26 protein-coding genes and 1 pseudogene are annotated in these 15,312 nt (G+C 39.8%); 5 read left to right on the plus strand and 22 right to left on the minus strand.

Translation table 11 applies throughout. The features are described from left to right. Window positions 1-151: 151 nt before the first annotated feature. The 3 genes from T543_RS01285 to T543_RS15785 all read right to left on the minus strand — a co-directional run bounded on the left by T543_RS01285 (window position 152) and on the right by T543_RS15785 (window position 2,445). The gene (locus tag T543_RS01285) at window positions 152-478 is read right to left on the minus strand and encodes a hypothetical protein (protein ID WP_035764914.1); all 327 of its coding nucleotides are present in this window, start codon (window positions 476-478) and stop codon (window positions 152-154) included. A gap of 689 nt (window positions 479-1,167) precedes the next feature. Continuing rightward, window positions 1,168-2,253 (minus strand): radical SAM protein, encoded by a 1,086-nt coding sequence (locus tag T543_RS01290; RefSeq protein ID WP_035764917.1) that lies wholly within the window; start codon window positions 2,251-2,253, stop codon window positions 1,168-1,170. 48 nt (window positions 2,254-2,301) lie between these two features. Next, on the minus strand, window positions 2,302-2,445 hold the full coding sequence (locus T543_RS15785) for a hypothetical protein (RefSeq protein WP_155843102.1): 144 nt from the start codon (window positions 2,443-2,445) through the stop codon (window positions 2,302-2,304). A gap of 219 nt (window positions 2,446-2,664) precedes the next feature. Between T543_RS15785 and T543_RS16625 the strand changes: the two genes are divergently transcribed. After that, on the plus strand, window positions 2,665-2,754 hold the full coding sequence (locus T543_RS16625; protein ID WP_442856075.1) for a TetR family transcriptional regulator: 90 nt from the start codon (window positions 2,665-2,667) through the stop codon (window positions 2,752-2,754). An 18-nt stretch (window positions 2,755-2,772) separates the two neighbouring features. On the opposite strand, the gene T543_RS01295 is transcribed toward T543_RS16625, so the two are convergent. Both T543_RS01295 and T543_RS01300 read right to left on the minus strand, forming a co-directional pair. Continuing rightward, window positions 2,773-3,615, minus strand: coding sequence for a DegV family protein (locus tag T543_RS01295; RefSeq protein ID WP_035764920.1), 843 nt, complete (start codon window positions 3,613-3,615; stop codon window positions 2,773-2,775). Window positions 3,616-3,632: 17 nt separating this feature from the next. Continuing rightward, window positions 3,633-5,120, minus strand: coding sequence for a radical SAM protein (locus T543_RS01300; RefSeq protein WP_035764921.1), 1,488 nt, complete (start codon window positions 5,118-5,120; stop codon window positions 3,633-3,635). A 163-nt stretch (window positions 5,121-5,283) separates the two neighbouring features. On the opposite strand from T543_RS01300, the gene T543_RS14925 reads away from it, so the two are divergent. Continuing rightward, a complete protein-coding gene (locus T543_RS14925) occupies window positions 5,284-5,868 on the plus strand; it encodes a TetR/AcrR family transcriptional regulator (RefSeq protein WP_051638447.1) in 585 nt (194 codons plus the stop codon). Between the two features lie 175 nt (window positions 5,869-6,043). Here T543_RS14925 and T543_RS15790 read toward each other — a convergent pair whose 3' ends face one another. The 8 genes and pseudogenes from T543_RS15790 to T543_RS01330 form a co-directional block, all read right to left on the minus strand. Beyond that, window positions 6,044-6,214 carry a hypothetical protein gene (locus T543_RS15790; protein ID WP_155843104.1) on the minus strand — a complete coding sequence of 57 codons (171 nt, stop codon included), beginning with the start codon at window positions 6,212-6,214 and terminating at the stop codon, window positions 6,044-6,046. A gap of 95 nt (window positions 6,215-6,309) precedes the next feature. Beyond that, window positions 6,310-6,462: a hypothetical protein gene (locus T543_RS15795; RefSeq protein WP_155843106.1), complete on the minus strand. Its 153-nt coding sequence runs from the start codon at window positions 6,460-6,462 to the stop codon at window positions 6,310-6,312. Window positions 6,463-6,808: 346 nt separating this feature from the next. After that, a complete protein-coding gene (locus T543_RS01310) occupies window positions 6,809-7,045 on the minus strand; it encodes a CopG family antitoxin (RefSeq protein ID WP_051638448.1) in 237 nt (78 codons plus the stop codon). Then, a complete protein-coding gene (locus T543_RS01315) occupies window positions 7,042-7,425 on the minus strand; it encodes a BrnT family toxin (protein WP_330369911.1) in 384 nt (127 codons plus the stop codon). The genes T543_RS01310 and T543_RS01315 overlap by 4 nt, the downstream gene beginning before the upstream one ends. Before the next feature lie 29 nt (window positions 7,426-7,454). After that, window positions 7,455-7,877 (minus strand): pyridoxamine 5'-phosphate oxidase family protein, encoded by a 423-nt coding sequence (locus tag T543_RS01320; RefSeq protein ID WP_035764922.1) that lies wholly within the window; start codon window positions 7,875-7,877, stop codon window positions 7,455-7,457. A gap of 38 nt (window positions 7,878-7,915) precedes the next feature. Next, window positions 7,916-7,999: pseudogene (locus T543_RS15800) on the minus strand (TfoX/Sxy family protein); the annotation flags it as partial. An 11-nt stretch (window positions 8,000-8,010) separates the two neighbouring features. After that, window positions 8,011-8,460 (minus strand): GNAT family N-acetyltransferase, encoded by a 450-nt coding sequence (locus tag T543_RS01325; RefSeq protein ID WP_035764923.1) that lies wholly within the window; start codon window positions 8,458-8,460, stop codon window positions 8,011-8,013. A gap of 4 nt (window positions 8,461-8,464) precedes the next feature. Next, window positions 8,465-8,806 carry a hypothetical protein gene (locus tag T543_RS01330; protein ID WP_197023907.1) on the minus strand — a complete coding sequence of 114 codons (342 nt, stop codon included), beginning with the start codon at window positions 8,804-8,806 and terminating at the stop codon, window positions 8,465-8,467. 98 nt (window positions 8,807-8,904) lie between these two features. Here T543_RS01330 and T543_RS01335 point away from each other — a divergent pair, with 98 nt between their 5' ends. Beyond that, window positions 8,905-9,099 carry a (2Fe-2S)-binding protein gene (locus T543_RS01335; protein WP_035764925.1) on the plus strand — a complete coding sequence of 65 codons (195 nt, stop codon included), beginning with the start codon at window positions 8,905-8,907 and terminating at the stop codon, window positions 9,097-9,099. Here the strand turns inward: T543_RS01335 and T543_RS01340 are convergent. The 7 genes from T543_RS01340 to T543_RS01370 all read right to left on the minus strand — a co-directional run bounded on the left by T543_RS01340 (window position 9,090) and on the right by T543_RS01370 (window position 12,986). Then, complete coding sequence (locus T543_RS01340; RefSeq protein WP_051638449.1) at window positions 9,090-9,650, minus strand: NUDIX hydrolase; 561 nt, start codon at window positions 9,648-9,650, stop codon at window positions 9,090-9,092. The two genes, T543_RS01335 and T543_RS01340, sit on opposite strands and share 10 nt — an antisense overlap. A 38-nt stretch (window positions 9,651-9,688) precedes the next feature. Beyond that, a complete protein-coding gene (locus T543_RS01345) occupies window positions 9,689-10,462 on the minus strand; it encodes a DUF6429 family protein (RefSeq protein WP_330369912.1) in 774 nt (257 codons plus the stop codon). A 159-nt stretch (window positions 10,463-10,621) separates the two neighbouring features. Then, a complete protein-coding gene (locus T543_RS01350; RefSeq protein WP_035764930.1) occupies window positions 10,622-10,900 on the minus strand; it encodes a hypothetical protein in 279 nt (92 codons plus the stop codon). A 17-nt stretch (window positions 10,901-10,917) separates the two neighbouring features. Beyond that, window positions 10,918-11,307 carry a hypothetical protein gene (locus tag T543_RS01355; RefSeq protein WP_035764933.1) on the minus strand — a complete coding sequence of 130 codons (390 nt, stop codon included), beginning with the start codon at window positions 11,305-11,307 and terminating at the stop codon, window positions 10,918-10,920. A gap of 121 nt (window positions 11,308-11,428) precedes the next feature. After that, the gene (locus T543_RS01360) at window positions 11,429-11,623 is read right to left on the minus strand and encodes a hypothetical protein (protein ID WP_035764936.1); all 195 of its coding nucleotides are present in this window, start codon (window positions 11,621-11,623) and stop codon (window positions 11,429-11,431) included. Between the two features lie 22 nt (window positions 11,624-11,645). Beyond that, complete coding sequence (locus tag T543_RS01365; RefSeq protein WP_035764939.1) at window positions 11,646-12,317, minus strand: SIMPL domain-containing protein; 672 nt, start codon at window positions 12,315-12,317, stop codon at window positions 11,646-11,648. Window positions 12,318-12,335: 18 nt separating this feature from the next. After that, entirely contained in the window at window positions 12,336-12,986 is a 651-nt protein-coding gene (locus T543_RS01370; protein WP_035764941.1) for a 3'-5' exonuclease, read from the minus strand. 306 nt (window positions 12,987-13,292) lie between these two features. On the opposite strand from T543_RS01370, the gene T543_RS01375 reads away from it, so the two are divergent. Then, window positions 13,293-13,613 (plus strand): hypothetical protein, encoded by a 321-nt coding sequence (locus T543_RS01375; RefSeq protein WP_022770946.1) that lies wholly within the window; start codon window positions 13,293-13,295, stop codon window positions 13,611-13,613. 2 nt (window positions 13,614-13,615) lie between these two features. Beyond that, window positions 13,616-14,422, plus strand: coding sequence for a DUF6444 domain-containing protein (locus T543_RS01380; protein WP_035764948.1), 807 nt, complete (start codon window positions 13,616-13,618; stop codon window positions 14,420-14,422). Window positions 14,423-14,634: 212 nt separating this feature from the next. Here T543_RS01380 and T543_RS01385 read toward each other — a convergent pair whose 3' ends face one another. Together T543_RS01385 and T543_RS01390 are read right to left on the minus strand one after the other, a co-directional pair. Continuing rightward, complete coding sequence (locus T543_RS01385) at window positions 14,635-14,952, minus strand: type II toxin-antitoxin system RelE/ParE family toxin (protein ID WP_035764951.1); 318 nt, start codon at window positions 14,950-14,952, stop codon at window positions 14,635-14,637. After that, on the minus strand, window positions 14,949-15,233 hold the full coding sequence (locus T543_RS01390; protein WP_035764954.1) for a type II toxin-antitoxin system Phd/YefM family antitoxin: 285 nt from the start codon (window positions 15,231-15,233) through the stop codon (window positions 14,949-14,951). The genes T543_RS01385 and T543_RS01390 overlap by 4 nt, the downstream gene beginning before the upstream one ends. Between the last annotated feature and the right edge of the window lie 79 nt (window positions 15,234-15,312).

The following is a 15,312-nucleotide window of genomic DNA, read 5'->3' on the forward strand; positions in this document are numbered from 1 at the left end:
ATCAATACGCATGTCATGACCTTAAGTATCTTTTTATTCTGCATAGAGTGAATCCATCCTTCCTAATTTATTTGTGTCTTATTGCTCCAGAATGTGTATCTCAACTGTACATTAAAAATCGGTTTATTGAGACTTGCGTAGATAGCACGGATTATTTCCCCTCCAGGTCAGCAACCCTCACGGGCCCGCCATTAAGCAGAATATATCCGGCTCTTCTGTGCTCATGAGGCATAGCAGATGACTCTTTTGCCACAGTCGGAATCTGTGACTTTTTGCGGTCAATCACTGCGCCAATCACAGCAAGATAAAAAACAATCGATAATAATGCCTCCATATTATATATTCCCTTAAGCGCCTCCAGATCCTTGGTTTTTTCCTGTATTGTTTCCAAAACCACCGGATTATATCCTCTGCGTACTACATCCTCAACAAGGTTGTATCCTGTTGAATACGGATCAACGATAATAATATTTCTCATATTTTTTTCTCCACGATTATGTCTATTCTTCGATATTGAATTTATCTTCTCTGATATGCCACCTGATGATGTACTATCTCTCTTTGAGATTCTGTATTAAAAAAATCAGATATCCATCATGCCTTTTCCTACCTCAAAATTATGCATTTACGTGATTTTGGCTCATTGATTCTTAAACCCAATATACCATATTGCGTTTATATCTTTTGTTAAAAATGTATAAACACCCTAATTAGTCATGCACTTTACAGCATTATTAAATAATCACCTTTCCCTATATCCAAATGATATTTCAGCCGAACATCTTTTTTTGTAGCATCCCCAATGTCAGTTAAAGCTAAATGTATAAAATATAAAATCACTAGAAAGCCCTGTTTAGGGAAGCTCTAGTGATGTGCTTTTTACAGAAGTGAGCTTTTAGCTTTAATAATTCAAGTAGTAAATATATAAATCAGAACTTTATAAGATAAATACGCCAAAAGCAGTACCAAATCTAACGAACGTCAATTTTGGTATAAGGAAAACCATAAAACGCCAAGCACGGAGAAAATCTCTTCTTGCTTGACGTTTTTCTTTTAAATTTCAACATGATATACGTGAATGGAGCATACGGGACTTGAACCTAGAATTCACAGCGCACCATTAGAACATAAAATAGGCGAGATAATTTTCATTTAGCTTTGTGAATTTTATAAAAGAGCTTCAACCTGACTGCGTTTTTCATAGAGCACACAACCGCCCTTGTGATCATCGTTAAGGACACCGCCATTTTGTAATTCCTTAAACAGCCTGGATTTTATTGCTTCCTTCAGTGATGTGTCTTTTACATTTATGTCAGAGTATGGTGAAAACGGACATGGCTCCGCTCCGCCATGGGAATTAATGTGAAAGAACCCCCTGCCTGCCGCAATGCAGCCTCCGGAACTCTTCTCATCTCCGGGGAAAGATACAAACACCATTTCTTCATGTTCTCTTCTAAGACGCATGATTTCTTCTTTGAGGTATTCCCTGTCTTTTTCGCCGGGAGCAAGGTGCTCTGAATTTTCCGAAACCGGAACAAACTCAACAAAAATCACTGCCTTGCAACCTTTTTCAAACAACATGTTTATAAAACTCTCAGAAGACACTTCCCTGATATTCTCAGTTGTTACTGTCACAGATGCACCAAAAACAATGCCTTTTTCCTTCAAAGCATCCATATTTGAAATAAGCTTATCGTAAACGCCTTCGCCACGCCTATTGTCTGTAGCTTCTCTTCCGCCTTCAATGCTCATAATAGGAATCAGGTTCCTGCAATTATCAAACTCTTCAAAGTACTTCTCAGTCATGAAAGTCCCGTTTGTAAAAATCGGGAACAATATCGATGGCTTTTTTCCTGCAGCTTCTATTACTCCACGTCTTAAAAGAGGTTCTCCTCCGGCAAGAAGGATAAAACTCACACCAAGATCTTCAGCCTCATCAAAGATATGCTTCCAGTCCTCATCAGAGAGCTGATCTACTGGCTCGGAATCCTCAGTTGCGCTGTTGCATCTTGAATAACAACCTGCGCAATGAAGGTTACAACTACTGGTAATACTTGTGATAAGAAATGGAGGAACATGGTCTCCATTTTTTTCCATCTTCTTTCTCTTTGCGGACGCATTCTTGCTGGACATAGCGAATCTTGCCATATATGCACTTTCCTTGGGATTCTTAAGGGTCGCCCTTACTGCATCAGCAACAACACGCTCAACACCCCTTGTCATGTAATCCTGAATATCAAATTCTTTTGTCATAATATGTTCCTCTGACATTAACTATATACCACTTAAGCCAACTATATATCAGCCTAAACGGTTCTCTTTTTTCACCCAGCAATGCCACTTGGGGGCCTTAGGCATCTCACTTCCTGTTATTAATGATTTTATTACTCTTCTATGTGTTCCAAGGCATAAGCCAACTGCAAAAGCAACTACTATTTTTACCATATCATTATCTCATTTGTTTGCGCGCTATCTTATTGTTTACAATTTACATTATTAAGATAAATCATTGACAGGAAAAATGCAATAAGCAAAACTATACATAATGATAGTTATTTATCACTTGCTTATTAATAGATAAGGAAAAGATATGTATAAGACATCCAATGACAGGAGATTTAAAAAAATAAAAAAGAGATCAGACGTGCTTTCATTGACCTTGTAATAGAGAAAGGTTATGACAAACTAACGATCTCTGAGGTAACAGAACGAGCTGATATTAACCGAATGACTTTCTATTCAGAAGTTCATTAGTCTCCAATATGCACGATATCATCTGGCAATAAAAAGTACTCCTAGTGTTCCTGGTCCACAGTGCGATGAAACAACACTTCCTGCACGGGTCTCAAGGATTTCTTTGAACACGCCAAGACTGGCCAGATATTTTCTAACAGATTCAACTACTTCCCTGTCGCACCCGGAATGGGTTATAAATACGCGCTCCGGTCTGGCATTCTTCAGGTCAGCTTCCATGTCCCTGACATAATCAAGTACATAGCGTCTGCTTGATCCGCGATATTTCTTTTCCGGATGCATGGCTCCGTCAGATACCGCGATACGCGGATGGATCTTCAACGCTGTTCCAAAGAAGGCAGCAAGGCCAGAACAGCGACCGCCTCTATGTAGATAAACTAGGGTATCTATCACAAAGCTTGCACGAACTTTATCTTTGGTTTTCTCTATCTCGCATGCTATTTCTTTTGCTGTCTTTCCTTCTTTAGCCAGCTCTGCAGCATACACTACCAATAGTCCGATACCTGTGGAAAGATTTGCAGAATCAATGACATGAACTCTGTCAGGCATGCCAAGATCTTCTGCAGCAAGCCTTACATTGTTAAAGTTTGCCGACATTGAAGATGATATCGTGAAAATAACGTACTCATCTGTTCCTGACGGATCCAGGTATTTGGAAATATCCTCAATGCTGGCCGCTGCTGTCTTGGGCGTTTCTCCATGTTCATCAGACCATTTATAGATCTGTTCGGGAGAAATATTGAGGCCATCGAGATATTCCGCATCCCCGAGCCTTACATATAGCGGGATTATACCGATGTCGTATTTTTGAATCAGTTCCAGTGACAGATCACAGGTACTATCTGACAGAATTTTTATCATTATTTTCCCCCTGGCAATTATGCGCCTCTGTTCTCTTTCTTCTTGGATTCCTTAACATCAGGAAATTCCAGTTTTTCTGCGCTTTCTATATTTTCTTTTGCATAGTTCTCGTAAGATTTTCTGTAGTGCTTCTGGTGAGCCCAGATATCATCAGCTACAGGTCCCCACTCTTTTGAATAATTATCACACTTTGCGCAGAGGTGTTCAACGCTTTCTTCTGATTCTTCATTGGTGCCATGGGCTCCGGATCTTGCTACCATCTCTCTAAGAAGCTCAGGATTTTCAAGCATAGGACATGGCCTTAAATGGTTCTCATTAAAGGGCTGTCCCTTATGATATTCCATGAAAAGAGGGCTCTTTAGCATCTCAAGGATTGAGTGAGTATGGATATTGGTGTTGGAGAAGTGGACAAATACGCAAGGCTCAGCATCTCCGCTTGAATTGATGTGGAAGTAGTTTCTTCCGCCAGCGATACAACCACCAACAGCTTCCCCGTCATTTTGGAAATCCATTGGGAAGAATCCGATATCGCACTTATCACTTCTAAGGAACCTGATCTGTTCCACCATCTTTTTTCTCTGCTCTACTGTTGGCATAAGCTCTGGAACAGCATTGTTACCAACCGGCATGTAATGGAAGAAGAATCCGAATCTTGCGCCTTTTTCAGCTATAAACTCAATAAACTTAGGATCAGTTACTGCCTCGATATTATTCCTTGTATAACAGATGGAAGTGCCATATACAATTCCGTATTTCTTAAACAGGTCCATGGCTTTCATAACAGCATCGTAGTGACCAATTCCACGTCTTGCATCATTAGTTTCCGGAGTACCTTCGATAGAAAGCTGGAACGTGATGTTTCCAAGCCTTACTACTTCCTTGCAGAAGTCCTCGTCGATTAAAGTGGAGTTATCAAAAATAGAAAACTCTACATCATTGTGCTTTTCAGCAAGGCGTAGCACATCCTTCTTTCTGACAAGAGGCTCACCTCCTGTCATCATGTAAAGGTAAACACCCAGCTCTTTTCCCTGGGTAACGATCTTATCCATGTCTTCAAAAGAAAGATTGTGCTTGGGGCCGTAGGTTCCGGACCAGCAGCCCTGACAGTGCATGTTGCAGGCACTTGTTGGATCAAAGAGAATAAGCCATGGTATATTGCAGCCATACTTTTTCCTGTTAGCCCTTATCATCTTAGTGCCTCTGAAAAAGGCCTCATAACCAAGGTTGAGCATTGTCATCTTGGCAACATGAGGATCTGTCTCATCAACTACTTTATTCAGAAACTTGACCCATCTGTTATCGGGATCCTTAAAAGCATCCCTTACCTGATCAAGCTTTTCTTTTCTTGTGGCATCTTTCCCCCAAAATTTCTCTGCCTGGTCCACGAGCTTTAAGTATGTTGCTGTTCTGTTCTCAGACTTATCCAGATTTGCAAGAAATCTGTCTATCAAAATACTGAATGCCTGTCTCTGTGCCTTGTGAGAAATAGTTTCTATAACCTGCATACTTGTTTTGCCTCCCCATGTAGTGTTACAATCATTCTGATGTTACAAGTGTAACGCCGCAGAAAGGGGAATACAACGGCTCTGAGCTCGGACATGACAGTAGCAATACCATTTGGAGCGATGTTACATAATCGTACATTTTGTAACAGTGAGGAAAAGAAATATGACTACCACAAAAGAACCTTTGACAGAAATGCAGAAAAAAGATGTTCTGCGGATGAATAATAAAGAATCTAACCAGCTGACAAGAGAATGTCTTCAGCTTGCGCTGATGCACCTTATGGGAGAACACCCATATGAAAAAATCACCGTCAGCGAGATCGTGCGTCGTGCCGGAGTGTCAAGAACGGCATTCTACCGCAACTATACAGATAAAGAAGATATTTTACATGAACTGGGAAACAAACTTATAAACAGAATAGCTGAGATAAGTGAAAAACCCGAACTTCATGAGAATCCCCGTCAGTGGTTTGAAGATGTTTTTAGAACTGTACGTGACGATAAGGAAACCATTACCTTATTTGATCAGGCAGGTATATTACAGCGTGAACTCTTTTCCGGAAGATCCATTTCAGAGCTTCTCTACCCTGCAACAGATACCGAGACAAAGTACATCAGGCTCGCTTCAGAAGCAGCTTTTTTCCAGATACTTATCAGTTGGTTCAGGGACGGGATGCATGAAAGCGAAAAGGATATGGCAGACATATGCGTATATGTCTTTGAGAACACACTGAAAAAATTGCCATAAAAATAAAGGTTGAGACAGTTACATTACTTGCCTCAACCTTTAAACCTAATATCAGATTTCTACTCCCAGTTTTGCTCCGGAATAAATAGCATCTACAGTGTTACCTGGTTTTCCGGCATCACCTATTGAATAAACCTCAAAATTAGCATCGCTACAATAACAATTTCTTTTCGCCTCATTGTCTCTTTTTCTCTGCCATTCTCTCTCTTATTACCACCACAACAGTTCCAACTGCTGCAACAGCAAAAGCTATAATGCCATAAATCATCATGATAGCCGCACCAAAAATCGGAGCCTCAGGATTAGCGCTGACAAAGTAGTAGTAATAATATGTGTAAAGAATCATTCCTAGTAGATTATAGTTTGCCTGCCTCTATATCATGTTTCCAAAGCTCTACTATACTGTTATCGCTTACATCCGTCTTGTAGCATTAGCTAAGATCAGATCGCTTCGCCGCCCTTTGACTTGGTTGCCTTTTCTACAGCCTCCTTCTTAGGTGCTTTAGCAACTTCTTCCCTCTTCGCCTTCAGATCATCAAGAAGAGAATCCTTCAAGTCCTCCACGAACCTCTCTTTGAAATTCTCATAATCCATAAATGTGTTATCCTTTCTTTTGTTGTAGTATGCCTTGGATCGTCATCCGCTGGCTGTCTGATTTTGGGCAAAAGAAAAGCGCCAAACCTACAACTGCATTTCACATTCACAAGCTGACGCTTCATTCACCGTTATTCTTTTGCAAAAGAAAATGGACTCGGCGGCTGGGGAAGTGTTTTTGTTTTTCCCTATCGCTTTGTCCATTGTAAATATAACACAGTAATTTTGATAAAAAAAAATATAACCTTCCCACTTTTTCCCGATTTCGTACCAGTTTTTCCCGAAAATTTCCCGAAAGAGAAAACACAGAACTAAAATATGGGGAATAATGCGAACTTATGCATCATCATTTCCAAGTCATTTTTAACTTCTTTTTTGAAGTTGCACAATCGACCAGATAAAGGTTTATAAGCGTCTGATAAGGTATACCGGAATCTGCTGACTGACTTTTAAAGTACTCAAGGGCATCAGCATCAACATTCATTGTTATCTTCTTGTGTAGCTTCTTAGCATAGGGATTCTTAACAGCTTTACTGAGGTCAAATTCCTGTTCCAAAAATTCATCATCGTTAAGTCTTTTCATGATCTTCTGCTCCTTTCATAGCCTTTCTTCTCGTTTGGTGTAGCCTTACGTGAAGATATAATCCTGATTATTGTGTCATTCTCTCTGGTACAGTGAGCAACTAGTAAAACATTACCCTTCTTACTTAATCCAAGAATACGGAAGCAATCCTCTGTACCGGAGTTTTTCTTATCATATTCCAACAGTGCAAATTCATCATAAAACACCGTCTTGGCTTCTTCAAAAGAAACTCCATGTTTTTCCTGATTAATTATGTTTTTGTTTTCATCCCACTCAAATCGTATTGTATCAATACATATATTATACATATCATAGCCATACTTATCAACCATTTCCACGTTTAAAAATCGGCAGGTTTTTCCTGCCGATTTTTTCAACATTCGCTACTTTTATATTCCGAAATATAGTGCTACTGGTCTATCGAAAAACTCTCAGTTTTCAAATCGCAATAATACCTTCCGCTCTCTGCTCTAAATCTCAAAACACAGTAATCCGGATTGGTAACACCACCCTTATAAAACACGGTGTCGCCTTTTAGCCAGATCATATCTTTTGCTTCTTGATTGGTAAAGACTTCTATTTTTCCCTTCAGCATAACACCAACATTCTTAATCAGCCCTTTGTGATAAAAGTATATGCAGGCATTTGGATTATTCCTATACTGTTTTACTCTCATGGAAGACGTATTTGTAGAAAAATAGAAGCGTTGCATACCATCGATATTTCTCGGTTTCAGCATTGCTTTTACATTAGGAAATCCCTCTTCATCAACAGAGCAAATAAAAGCAACTTTTTGTTTTCTGATGAAGTTCTCTATTATATTGATATCCATAATCAGCGTCCTCTTTTATTTCAAAAGTTATAATCTATCCCTATACTTGCCTTATATGTTATTTCATCAAGCCCCGAAAGCTGTTCTAATATAAAATCCAGGTACTCTTTAGTTGATGCCATACTTACCTCTTTCACTCATGTTTCTTAGAATAATAAATAAACTCGTTATCACGTCTTGCTTCTGTATACCCAAGCTTAGAATAAAATGCATTTGTTCTGACATTCCAGATGGGCGTATCCAACGTGAATTCCTTTACATCTGAAAACATCGCCTCAATTTCCTGCATCATGTAGATTCCATAGCCTTTACGGAAATGCTCTGGACTTACAAATATCCTTCCGATGTTCAGCTTGTCTTTATCAGGAAACAGAATAGCTCCGCCAACAATCAATCCATTATCGATTAACTTGTACAAGTGATTTGATCTGGCCATCTTGGTATGATAAGGCACAGACATATATCCAGGAGGACCACCTACTGAAGGGGCTCCGACCTGAACATCGCTGTCAAAAGCTCTTTTAGATATTCCATTTATTGTCAAAGCATCAGAAGTGCTTGCTTTTACAAATTGTAGACTCATGTTCTTATGCCTCTTTCCAAATATGAACCTCTATATAGCGTTCCGGACCATGGGCACCATCATCATTCCAATTCTGCGGCAAACCATACTTATCGATAATCTTAAGGATTTCATCATAAGTGTATACTTGCCCGCGATATTCCTTACCGCCTTGAACAGCAAATGTCGGCATTGAATCACCATACGTAAAAGAAACATATCGAAGGTCTATCTCTGAAGCAGGAATCTTCATAAAATCCTTCACATCCAACTCCTCTTCCGTCCCGAAGATCGTGAGCTGTTTTGCATTCTTAGTCATTTCATCGTAGGTCGCTCGCTCAGCCTCTGTTAATTCTCTTATTTGCAACAATAACCCCTACCTTTTTTGATAATACACGTAATATCCCTTCAAACAACTGCCGATATCTATACTGTCACAATCAATCTTTGGAAGGATAATCTGATATGAAAAGAGATAAAATCGCATGCTCCTGCAAGAACATTAATTATGGCAAAATACTCGATGCAGTCAAAAATGGTGCAGATACATATGAAAAAGTCCAGAAAGCAACCGGATGTGGTACCGGCTGCGGAAAATGCCGTGATTTCATCACTACAATGATCCGCGATATTCTTATTTTTCCCGAAGATTACGCATGATCATATCCCAGATATTTCATCACAGTCTCAAGCCCTTCCATCGGAACACAGAATGTTCCGTCCCGATGTTTGCAACCTTCAAGTACTTCATCTATGTTGAACCACTTAACTTCTTCTACTTCCTCGGTCTGGAGGACGAGCTTTGTCTCATCCACGGGCTTTTCATAGACATATACGAAAGCAACCTCATTATCCCTGAACATCTTGCCATGGAATTCCATCTCGTATTTTATATGGAACTTACCGGCAAAAGTAAAGTCACCCTCATGCGCTTTTATTCCCAGCTCCTCGAACAGTTCTCTCTGCGCTGATTCCAGCGGATCATCACCTGCCTGGATGTGCCCAGCTGAAGAAGTGTCATACATTGAAGGAAACGATTCCTTATTGGAGCTTCTCTTCTGTAGCAACACCTCATATGAACCACCAGCCTTACGGACTATCCATGTATGAGCAGTCCTATGCGAAATTCCCTTATCGTGTGCCTCAGATCTTGTGACCGTTCTGCCCACAGGAAATCCATTATCATCTGTTACATCAAAAATCTCTTCCAAAATATCCTACCCCTCTCATATTCATTTTGCGAAAAACCTTAATTTAGAAAAATATCCATCTCATGCCATTTTTCTCCACCCCATGTAGATGCAGCTTCTCCGCGATCCAAAAATCCGAATTTTGTATACATCTTCACTTTATTGGGGAGACAAGTAAGGACAAGTCTTTTTCTATCACGATTCTGTTCCCTGCGACAGTAATTATATACAAGCTCTCTTCCAAGCCCCTGCTTCCGGTACTCTGGCAGGACATCAAGCCCAAGAATCATTATATTCTTGCCGTCTGCATTATGGAGCTCTGCATCCGTAAAGAATTCATCACGAAAATCATACTCATCTGTAGCAATACCATTAAGAAATCCCGCCATCTTTCCGGTTTCTTTATCGATTGCCACATAGAAAAAGTCTGCAGCCACTGAAATTCTTTCCTTTATACGCTCCGGAGTGCATGCTTCATTAGGTGGGAAACAGATCTGCTCAATCTCAGCAGCTTCATCTGCTTCTTCCGGCTTTATTGTGCGGAACTCGAACCTCTCATACAGCTTTTGATCCTCCGCATCCAGTTCCTTAAGTATCTCCCTCGCTCTCTGACGGCCTTTTTCTGTCAAATATGCATGCTTATATGCGCCGCCCCTGCTACGCTTAGGATCAAATATATAATCACTCTGGTCTAACCGCTCAATAGAATCAAAGTCGTATCCTTTCCATGCCATCTCATTGAAATGGCTTCCCTCCCTGTCATTAAAGCGTGTCAGATACATTAACGCCAGGGTCAGTTCATCTATTGTTTCCTGCCTTGTCTTTTTGCCCACTGGAATCTCCTTAAACTTACTACGTTATCAATTCCGTAGTTTTCTTTTTTATTTTTAGTATTGAAACAGTGAGGACTGTTAACTCCTCCTCATTTAATAACACAGATCTCCATGAACTACCTCCACCAACTCTGCGTCGGAAGAGGTTTTGTAAATTGCTTAAAAATCAAAATCATCAAAATCATCAGCATCAAAACCTGCATCCTCGAGGGCTTCACGTCTCTCATCCGGATCCATCATCTCCAGCTCATCCCTGGAAAGGCCAGCCATTTCAAGCTCGTCCTCGAGTTCATCTTCCTCATCATCAAAATCGGATGAATCATCATCCTCCTTGAAAACTGTATCATTTATAAAAGCCAATTCACCGGCATCTATATGCCCGTCATTATTCAGATCAAATGGAGTATTTCCAAACATATCATCAAAAGGTCCCTTCATAACAAGCTCCTTTCTGATCAGTGATGATCATTCCAATAATCTTCAGCTGCATCATAAGCTTCATCTTCATCATCGTAGTCATCTTCATAGTCGTAGAATTCTTCATATTTATCATCAGCAAAATCCTGAGCGGATTTATAATCGTAAACATCATAGGAATCATATTTCTTCTTGGAACTTGAATATGACTTCTTTGAAGAGCTCTTCTTGCTACTGTATGAAGAGCTGCTGCTTGATGCTGTGGTAGGCTTATGCTCGTAGCAGTAGATGCTGCCGGTACTTCTCTTCCTGGTGCATCCAGATTTAGCACACTGGCTGTTATATGCGCCTACACTCATATGTATACTTCCAAATATGGTAATCGCTACAGCGAATGCTGTTACAAGAGTAATTATCGTCTTTTTCATGATCCCGCCCTCCATAACTTCTCTGAAAACGGTGTGGTATCTCTATATACAAGATAATCCTTTTGGGTTGCCAGTTACATATCTATTTTGGTGAATTGCACGTTCTTATTTTTCTATCATGTTACTCTCCATGAAGCCATCCCGTATCCTGATTATAAGGAATATCCGGATAATCCTTCTTAAGCTCGTTCTTGAAAAGCACTATATGCAATAGCACCGATAAAAAAGCTGTCAGTTCAATATATCCAAACCAAAACACAATAATATCAGAATGACTTCCTATAAAACTTCTTAATACAAAATCAATATATCCCATTCTGCACTCCCCTCATCAATCTTTAGCATATTCCCCATACAACCATAACTGTATCAGTTATATCGATGTCATCTGGCTCAATATCCATATCATAGCCATCAGTACTGCATTTTGCAGTTTCACAACAAAGCATATCCATGTGCATAGGAGCGATTTCCATATTGATCTGCCCCCAGGAATAATCAATAGTCTGTATATCTCCGAGCGTTACTCCTGCAGCTGCAGTCAGTATTTTAGCTTTATCCCCAGAATCCTTTATAGCCTTACCAAGTAGTTCATTCTTCGCAGCTGTCTCATCCTTCACAAAGAAGCTTATCCTAAACTCAGGGCGAATTATCAATGCATTAGCAAGGGAATATAAAATCTTTCCAAGTCTGTCATTATCAGACTCAAACTCAACCTTAAGAACATGACTGAATCTATATCCGACGAATCTACTTTTCCAGTCTCCATTTTTGTCATGGTAACTCTCATTCTCAACTTCAACATTAAAAGAGATCGTCTTAACATCCTCACTTGAAAAATCATGCTTCTTCAGTATTTTCTTTAATTCTTCTGTATCCTCAGATGACTGTTTCAGCGTGCTGGAGTATTCCTTTTTTACCCCTTCCAGCGTAATAGTTATCCTGGTCATGTCAGGCTTTACCTTAAGATTTCCTTTACCAGTGACGCGTATTGTTCTCTCAAATGCCATAACTTCGTTCCTCCTTTATTATGCCAACGCTAATCCTGCAAACAAATCTCCCATACAGAAACTCAGGTGATCAACATCCTCTTTTCTTGCAGTCTCATACAGCTCATTGAGCCTGTAATCAGGATCTGTCTCCAGCTTTGTGAAAAGAACTGCTGTGTTGGCAGCATCAACAAGTCCATCATGTGCTCTTCCTTCAGGTGCTATGTTAGATATAAAAAGCGCTTCCTCAAGGCTATATGCCATTCTTCTATCCATCTTCCGTCCGAAGGTCTTCTGACAGTCAATCCAGTTTGCAAAGATAATCTCAAGGCGATCATCCTCTATACCCTTTTCAAATGTTTCACGGATAATCTGCTTAGGATCAGAGTTGCTCCAGGATACACATCTGACATCATCTGCCGGCAGCCAATCCAGGAAAGATTCCAAAGCTTCTTCAAAGCAAGGAGCATTCTCAACATCTCTCTGAGAAATACCAGTCAAATTCTCGATAAAGCTATCTATGTATCCAAATTCAGGTCTCACATACGTATTAAACTCGTCTATAACCTCATATTCCTCATCAAGAAGAACTGCTCCAATCTGAATAGTTTCCTGACGATATTTATAACCACTTTTCCTAAATCCCTTAGGAACCATACACATTTCAAGATCTATAACTGCATATTTCATATATATTTCCTCTTAACACTCCAGTGGATTTTCTTATGCATCATTGCTGCTACTGACTACAGTTTACTTAATATGCTGTCCTATAACTATACCTGTATAGTCGAATTCCTGTTCCTGTGTTACTATTCACAGCCTATCTGCATTCCGGACTCATTTTTTCACCACAAGGAAAATACATAACCATTAATTCACCACAGCATCAAATGCCAAAAACCTAGATTTTTCCTATGCTTTTTGGCATTTTTCTATTGTGTTAAATATCGTCATGTGTTATACTATATACATGACGATATAGGAGGTGAAATCATGTCTATAATTCATCAAAAAGATAAAAGATCCGGAATCACGTATGTCTATGAATGCAAATCTTTTTGGGACAAAGAAAAGAAACAATCCCGGTCAAAGAGAACTCTTATAGGCAGGCTAAACGAAGAAACAGGGGAAATTATTCCAACCGACGGTCGCGGAAAAAAACGAAGTCCTAATTATGTTCCATCCCCCGATGACTATGAAATGCCCAAGACTATGAAAGGGCTTAAAGATGAAGTCAGGCGGCTGCTTGAAGAAAACGCAATGCTGAAGCAGGAACTAAAAGAATTAAAATCAAAAAGGACTAAACAGGGCTGAAAATGACTTTAGAGCAGGCTTACGAGTATAGACGCAAAGAAAACTTACAACTCCAAAACGAAAACAGAAAACTGCAGAAAAAACTCGACCAGCTTGCTGCAGGAACTTACACCAATGAAGAGAAAGCCAAAAATATCAGAACCATCAATAGACTGACGCAGGAAAACCAGCATTTGAAAAACCAGCTGGAAAGATATAAGGATTTATATCACAGGCAGGTTATCATTACAGAAAACTTTGATGCAAAGGCAATGGACTCCGTCTTTGATCAGGAAGATATGGCCAAAGAGCTTGATGAGTATAAGGAAAAATGCGCCGAACTCCAGTCTCGTATGGATGCCATACTTGGGACAAATAACGATGCATCAGATTCTGAAAGCGATAAATTAAGAGCTCAGGTAGAAGCACTAAAGGATGCTCTGGCAAAAGAAAAAGCAAAGAATAATACTGATGGCACCAACAGCTCTCTTCCCACCAGCCAGACTCCCATAGGCAAGAAAAAAGTAATTCCTAACTCTCGGGTAAAATCCGGAAAGAAGCGTGGCGGACAGCCCGGTCACAAAAAACACACCCTTGCTCCGCTTTCGGAAAGTGAAATTACTGACCGCGAAAAGCACACATTAAAAAATTGTCCTGACTGCGGGAGCGATGACCTTACCCTTATAGAGAAACGTACAAAAGATGTTATCGACTACGAGGTAAAGCTCGTCAAAGAATCATATAGTATTCACCTGCTGCAGAGCCCGGATCTGTTCCAGTGCCACCTTACGGAGCACCGGATTATGCAGTTGTACATATTTTCCCTTTAATGATTCCTTTGATAATTCCTGGAATCTCTGACATATCGTGGTCTGCCTTAAATCAATCACCTCTTAATCATTATCAAAATTTTAACAATAGACTATTGGTTTTTAAATTTGATTTACGACCAACAAAACATTGGACTATATGCCAATTTCCTTTCAAAAAGGGACGCTCAAAATTGAACGTCCCTACCAATCAACATGTATGTTATTCAGTTTTACAAACCTCTGATTATACTGAGGTAGTCCTGTCTCTGGTCAACAACGGCATAGACCGTCACGACCTTATTTTTCTCATCAATCTTGTAAAACACGAGATCCATCTTTGTTATCAAGACCTTGTAGCCCTGCCTTCTAAGAACCGCATACTTTGGATCAACACCTATATAAGGATCATCTCCAAGCGACATGATATCTTTTTCAAGCTCATCGAGCTTTTCCAGAGCAACATCGTTTCCAAAGTTCTCTGCCACATAAAGAATGATCTTTCTGATGAGGGAATCTGCGGTATCAGTACGAATCATCTTGTATTTCAATTCAGTCCCTCCTTCAGGATACTCCTAAGGTCATCAAATGTATCCTGAATAGGCGCTACACGTCCATTCTTAACATCCTCATCTGCCTCTGCAAGAATTTCCAGCAACTCAAGCCTTGCCTTGATTCTCTTATACTCCTCATATGAAAGAGACACAGTATCGCCTCTGCCGTTTACAGTAATGATAACTGCCTCTTTCTCTTCCCTGCACTGCTTAGATATATCGTTATAATGATTTCTCAAATCAGCTGATGGTCTGATTGTCTCTTGTAATGCAAACATGATTGGCACCTCCTAGCTTATATAGACATATTATATCATAATATGTCTATGCTTTAAAGACATGTCATAACCCTTATAA

Origin of the sequence: Butyrivibrio sp. NC2002, assembly GCF_000702265.1 — a bacterium.
Classification (GTDB): domain Bacteria; phylum Bacillota; class Clostridia; order Lachnospirales; family Lachnospiraceae; genus Butyrivibrio.

Excerpts from the sequence above, each read along its gene's own strand:
- T543_RS01285 (WP_035764914.1), bottom strand. The coding sequence starts at position 478 with ATGAGAAATATTATTATCGTTGATCCGTATTCAACAGGATACAACCTT.
- T543_RS01290 (WP_035764917.1), bottom strand. The coding sequence starts at position 2,253 with ATGACAAAAGAATTTGATATTCAGGATTACATGACAAGGGGTGTTGAG.
- T543_RS15785 (WP_155843102.1), bottom strand. The coding sequence starts at position 2,445 with ATGGTAAAAATAGTAGTTGCTTTTGCAGTTGGCTTATGCCTTGGAACA.
- T543_RS01295 (WP_035764920.1), bottom strand. The coding sequence starts at position 3,615 with ATGATAAAAATTCTGTCAGATAGTACCTGTGATCTGTCACTGGAACTG.
- T543_RS01300 (WP_035764921.1), bottom strand. The coding sequence starts at position 5,120 with ATGCAGGTTATAGAAACTATTTCTCACAAGGCACAGAGACAGGCATTC.
- T543_RS14925 (WP_051638447.1), top strand. The coding sequence starts at position 5,284 with ATGACTACCACAAAAGAACCTTTGACAGAAATGCAGAAAAAAGATGTT.
- T543_RS15790 (WP_155843104.1), bottom strand. The coding sequence starts at position 6,214 with ATGATTCTTTACACATATTATTACTACTACTTTGTCAGCGCTAATCCT.
- T543_RS15795 (WP_155843106.1), bottom strand. The coding sequence starts at position 6,462 with ATGGATTATGAGAATTTCAAAGAGAGGTTCGTGGAGGACTTGAAGGAT.
- T543_RS01310 (WP_051638448.1), bottom strand. The coding sequence starts at position 7,045 with ATGAAAAGACTTAACGATGATGAATTTTTGGAACAGGAATTTGACCTC.
- T543_RS01315 (WP_330369911.1), bottom strand. The coding sequence starts at position 7,425 with ATGTTGAAAAAATCGGCAGGAAAAACCTGCCGATTTTTAAACGTGGAA.
- T543_RS01320 (WP_035764922.1), bottom strand. The coding sequence starts at position 7,877 with ATGGATATCAATATAATAGAGAACTTCATCAGAAAACAAAAAGTTGCT.
- T543_RS01325 (WP_035764923.1), bottom strand. The coding sequence starts at position 8,460 with ATGAGTCTACAATTTGTAAAAGCAAGCACTTCTGATGCTTTGACAATA.
- T543_RS01335 (WP_035764925.1), top strand. The coding sequence starts at position 8,905 with ATGAAAAGAGATAAAATCGCATGCTCCTGCAAGAACATTAATTATGGC.
- T543_RS01350 (WP_035764930.1), bottom strand. The coding sequence starts at position 10,900 with ATGAAGGGACCTTTTGATGATATGTTTGGAAATACTCCATTTGATCTG.
- T543_RS01355 (WP_035764933.1), bottom strand. The coding sequence starts at position 11,307 with ATGAAAAAGACGATAATTACTCTTGTAACAGCATTCGCTGTAGCGATT.
- T543_RS01360 (WP_035764936.1), bottom strand. The coding sequence starts at position 11,623 with ATGGGATATATTGATTTTGTATTAAGAAGTTTTATAGGAAGTCATTCT.
- T543_RS01365 (WP_035764939.1), bottom strand. The coding sequence starts at position 12,317 with ATGGCATTTGAGAGAACAATACGCGTCACTGGTAAAGGAAATCTTAAG.
- T543_RS01370 (WP_035764941.1), bottom strand. The coding sequence starts at position 12,986 with ATGAAATATGCAGTTATAGATCTTGAAATGTGTATGGTTCCTAAGGGA.
- T543_RS01375 (WP_022770946.1), top strand. The coding sequence starts at position 13,293 with ATGTCTATAATTCATCAAAAAGATAAAAGATCCGGAATCACGTATGTC.
- T543_RS01380 (WP_035764948.1), top strand. The coding sequence starts at position 13,616 with ATGACTTTAGAGCAGGCTTACGAGTATAGACGCAAAGAAAACTTACAA.
- T543_RS01390 (WP_035764954.1), bottom strand. The coding sequence starts at position 15,233 with ATGTTTGCATTACAAGAGACAATCAGACCATCAGCTGATTTGAGAAAT.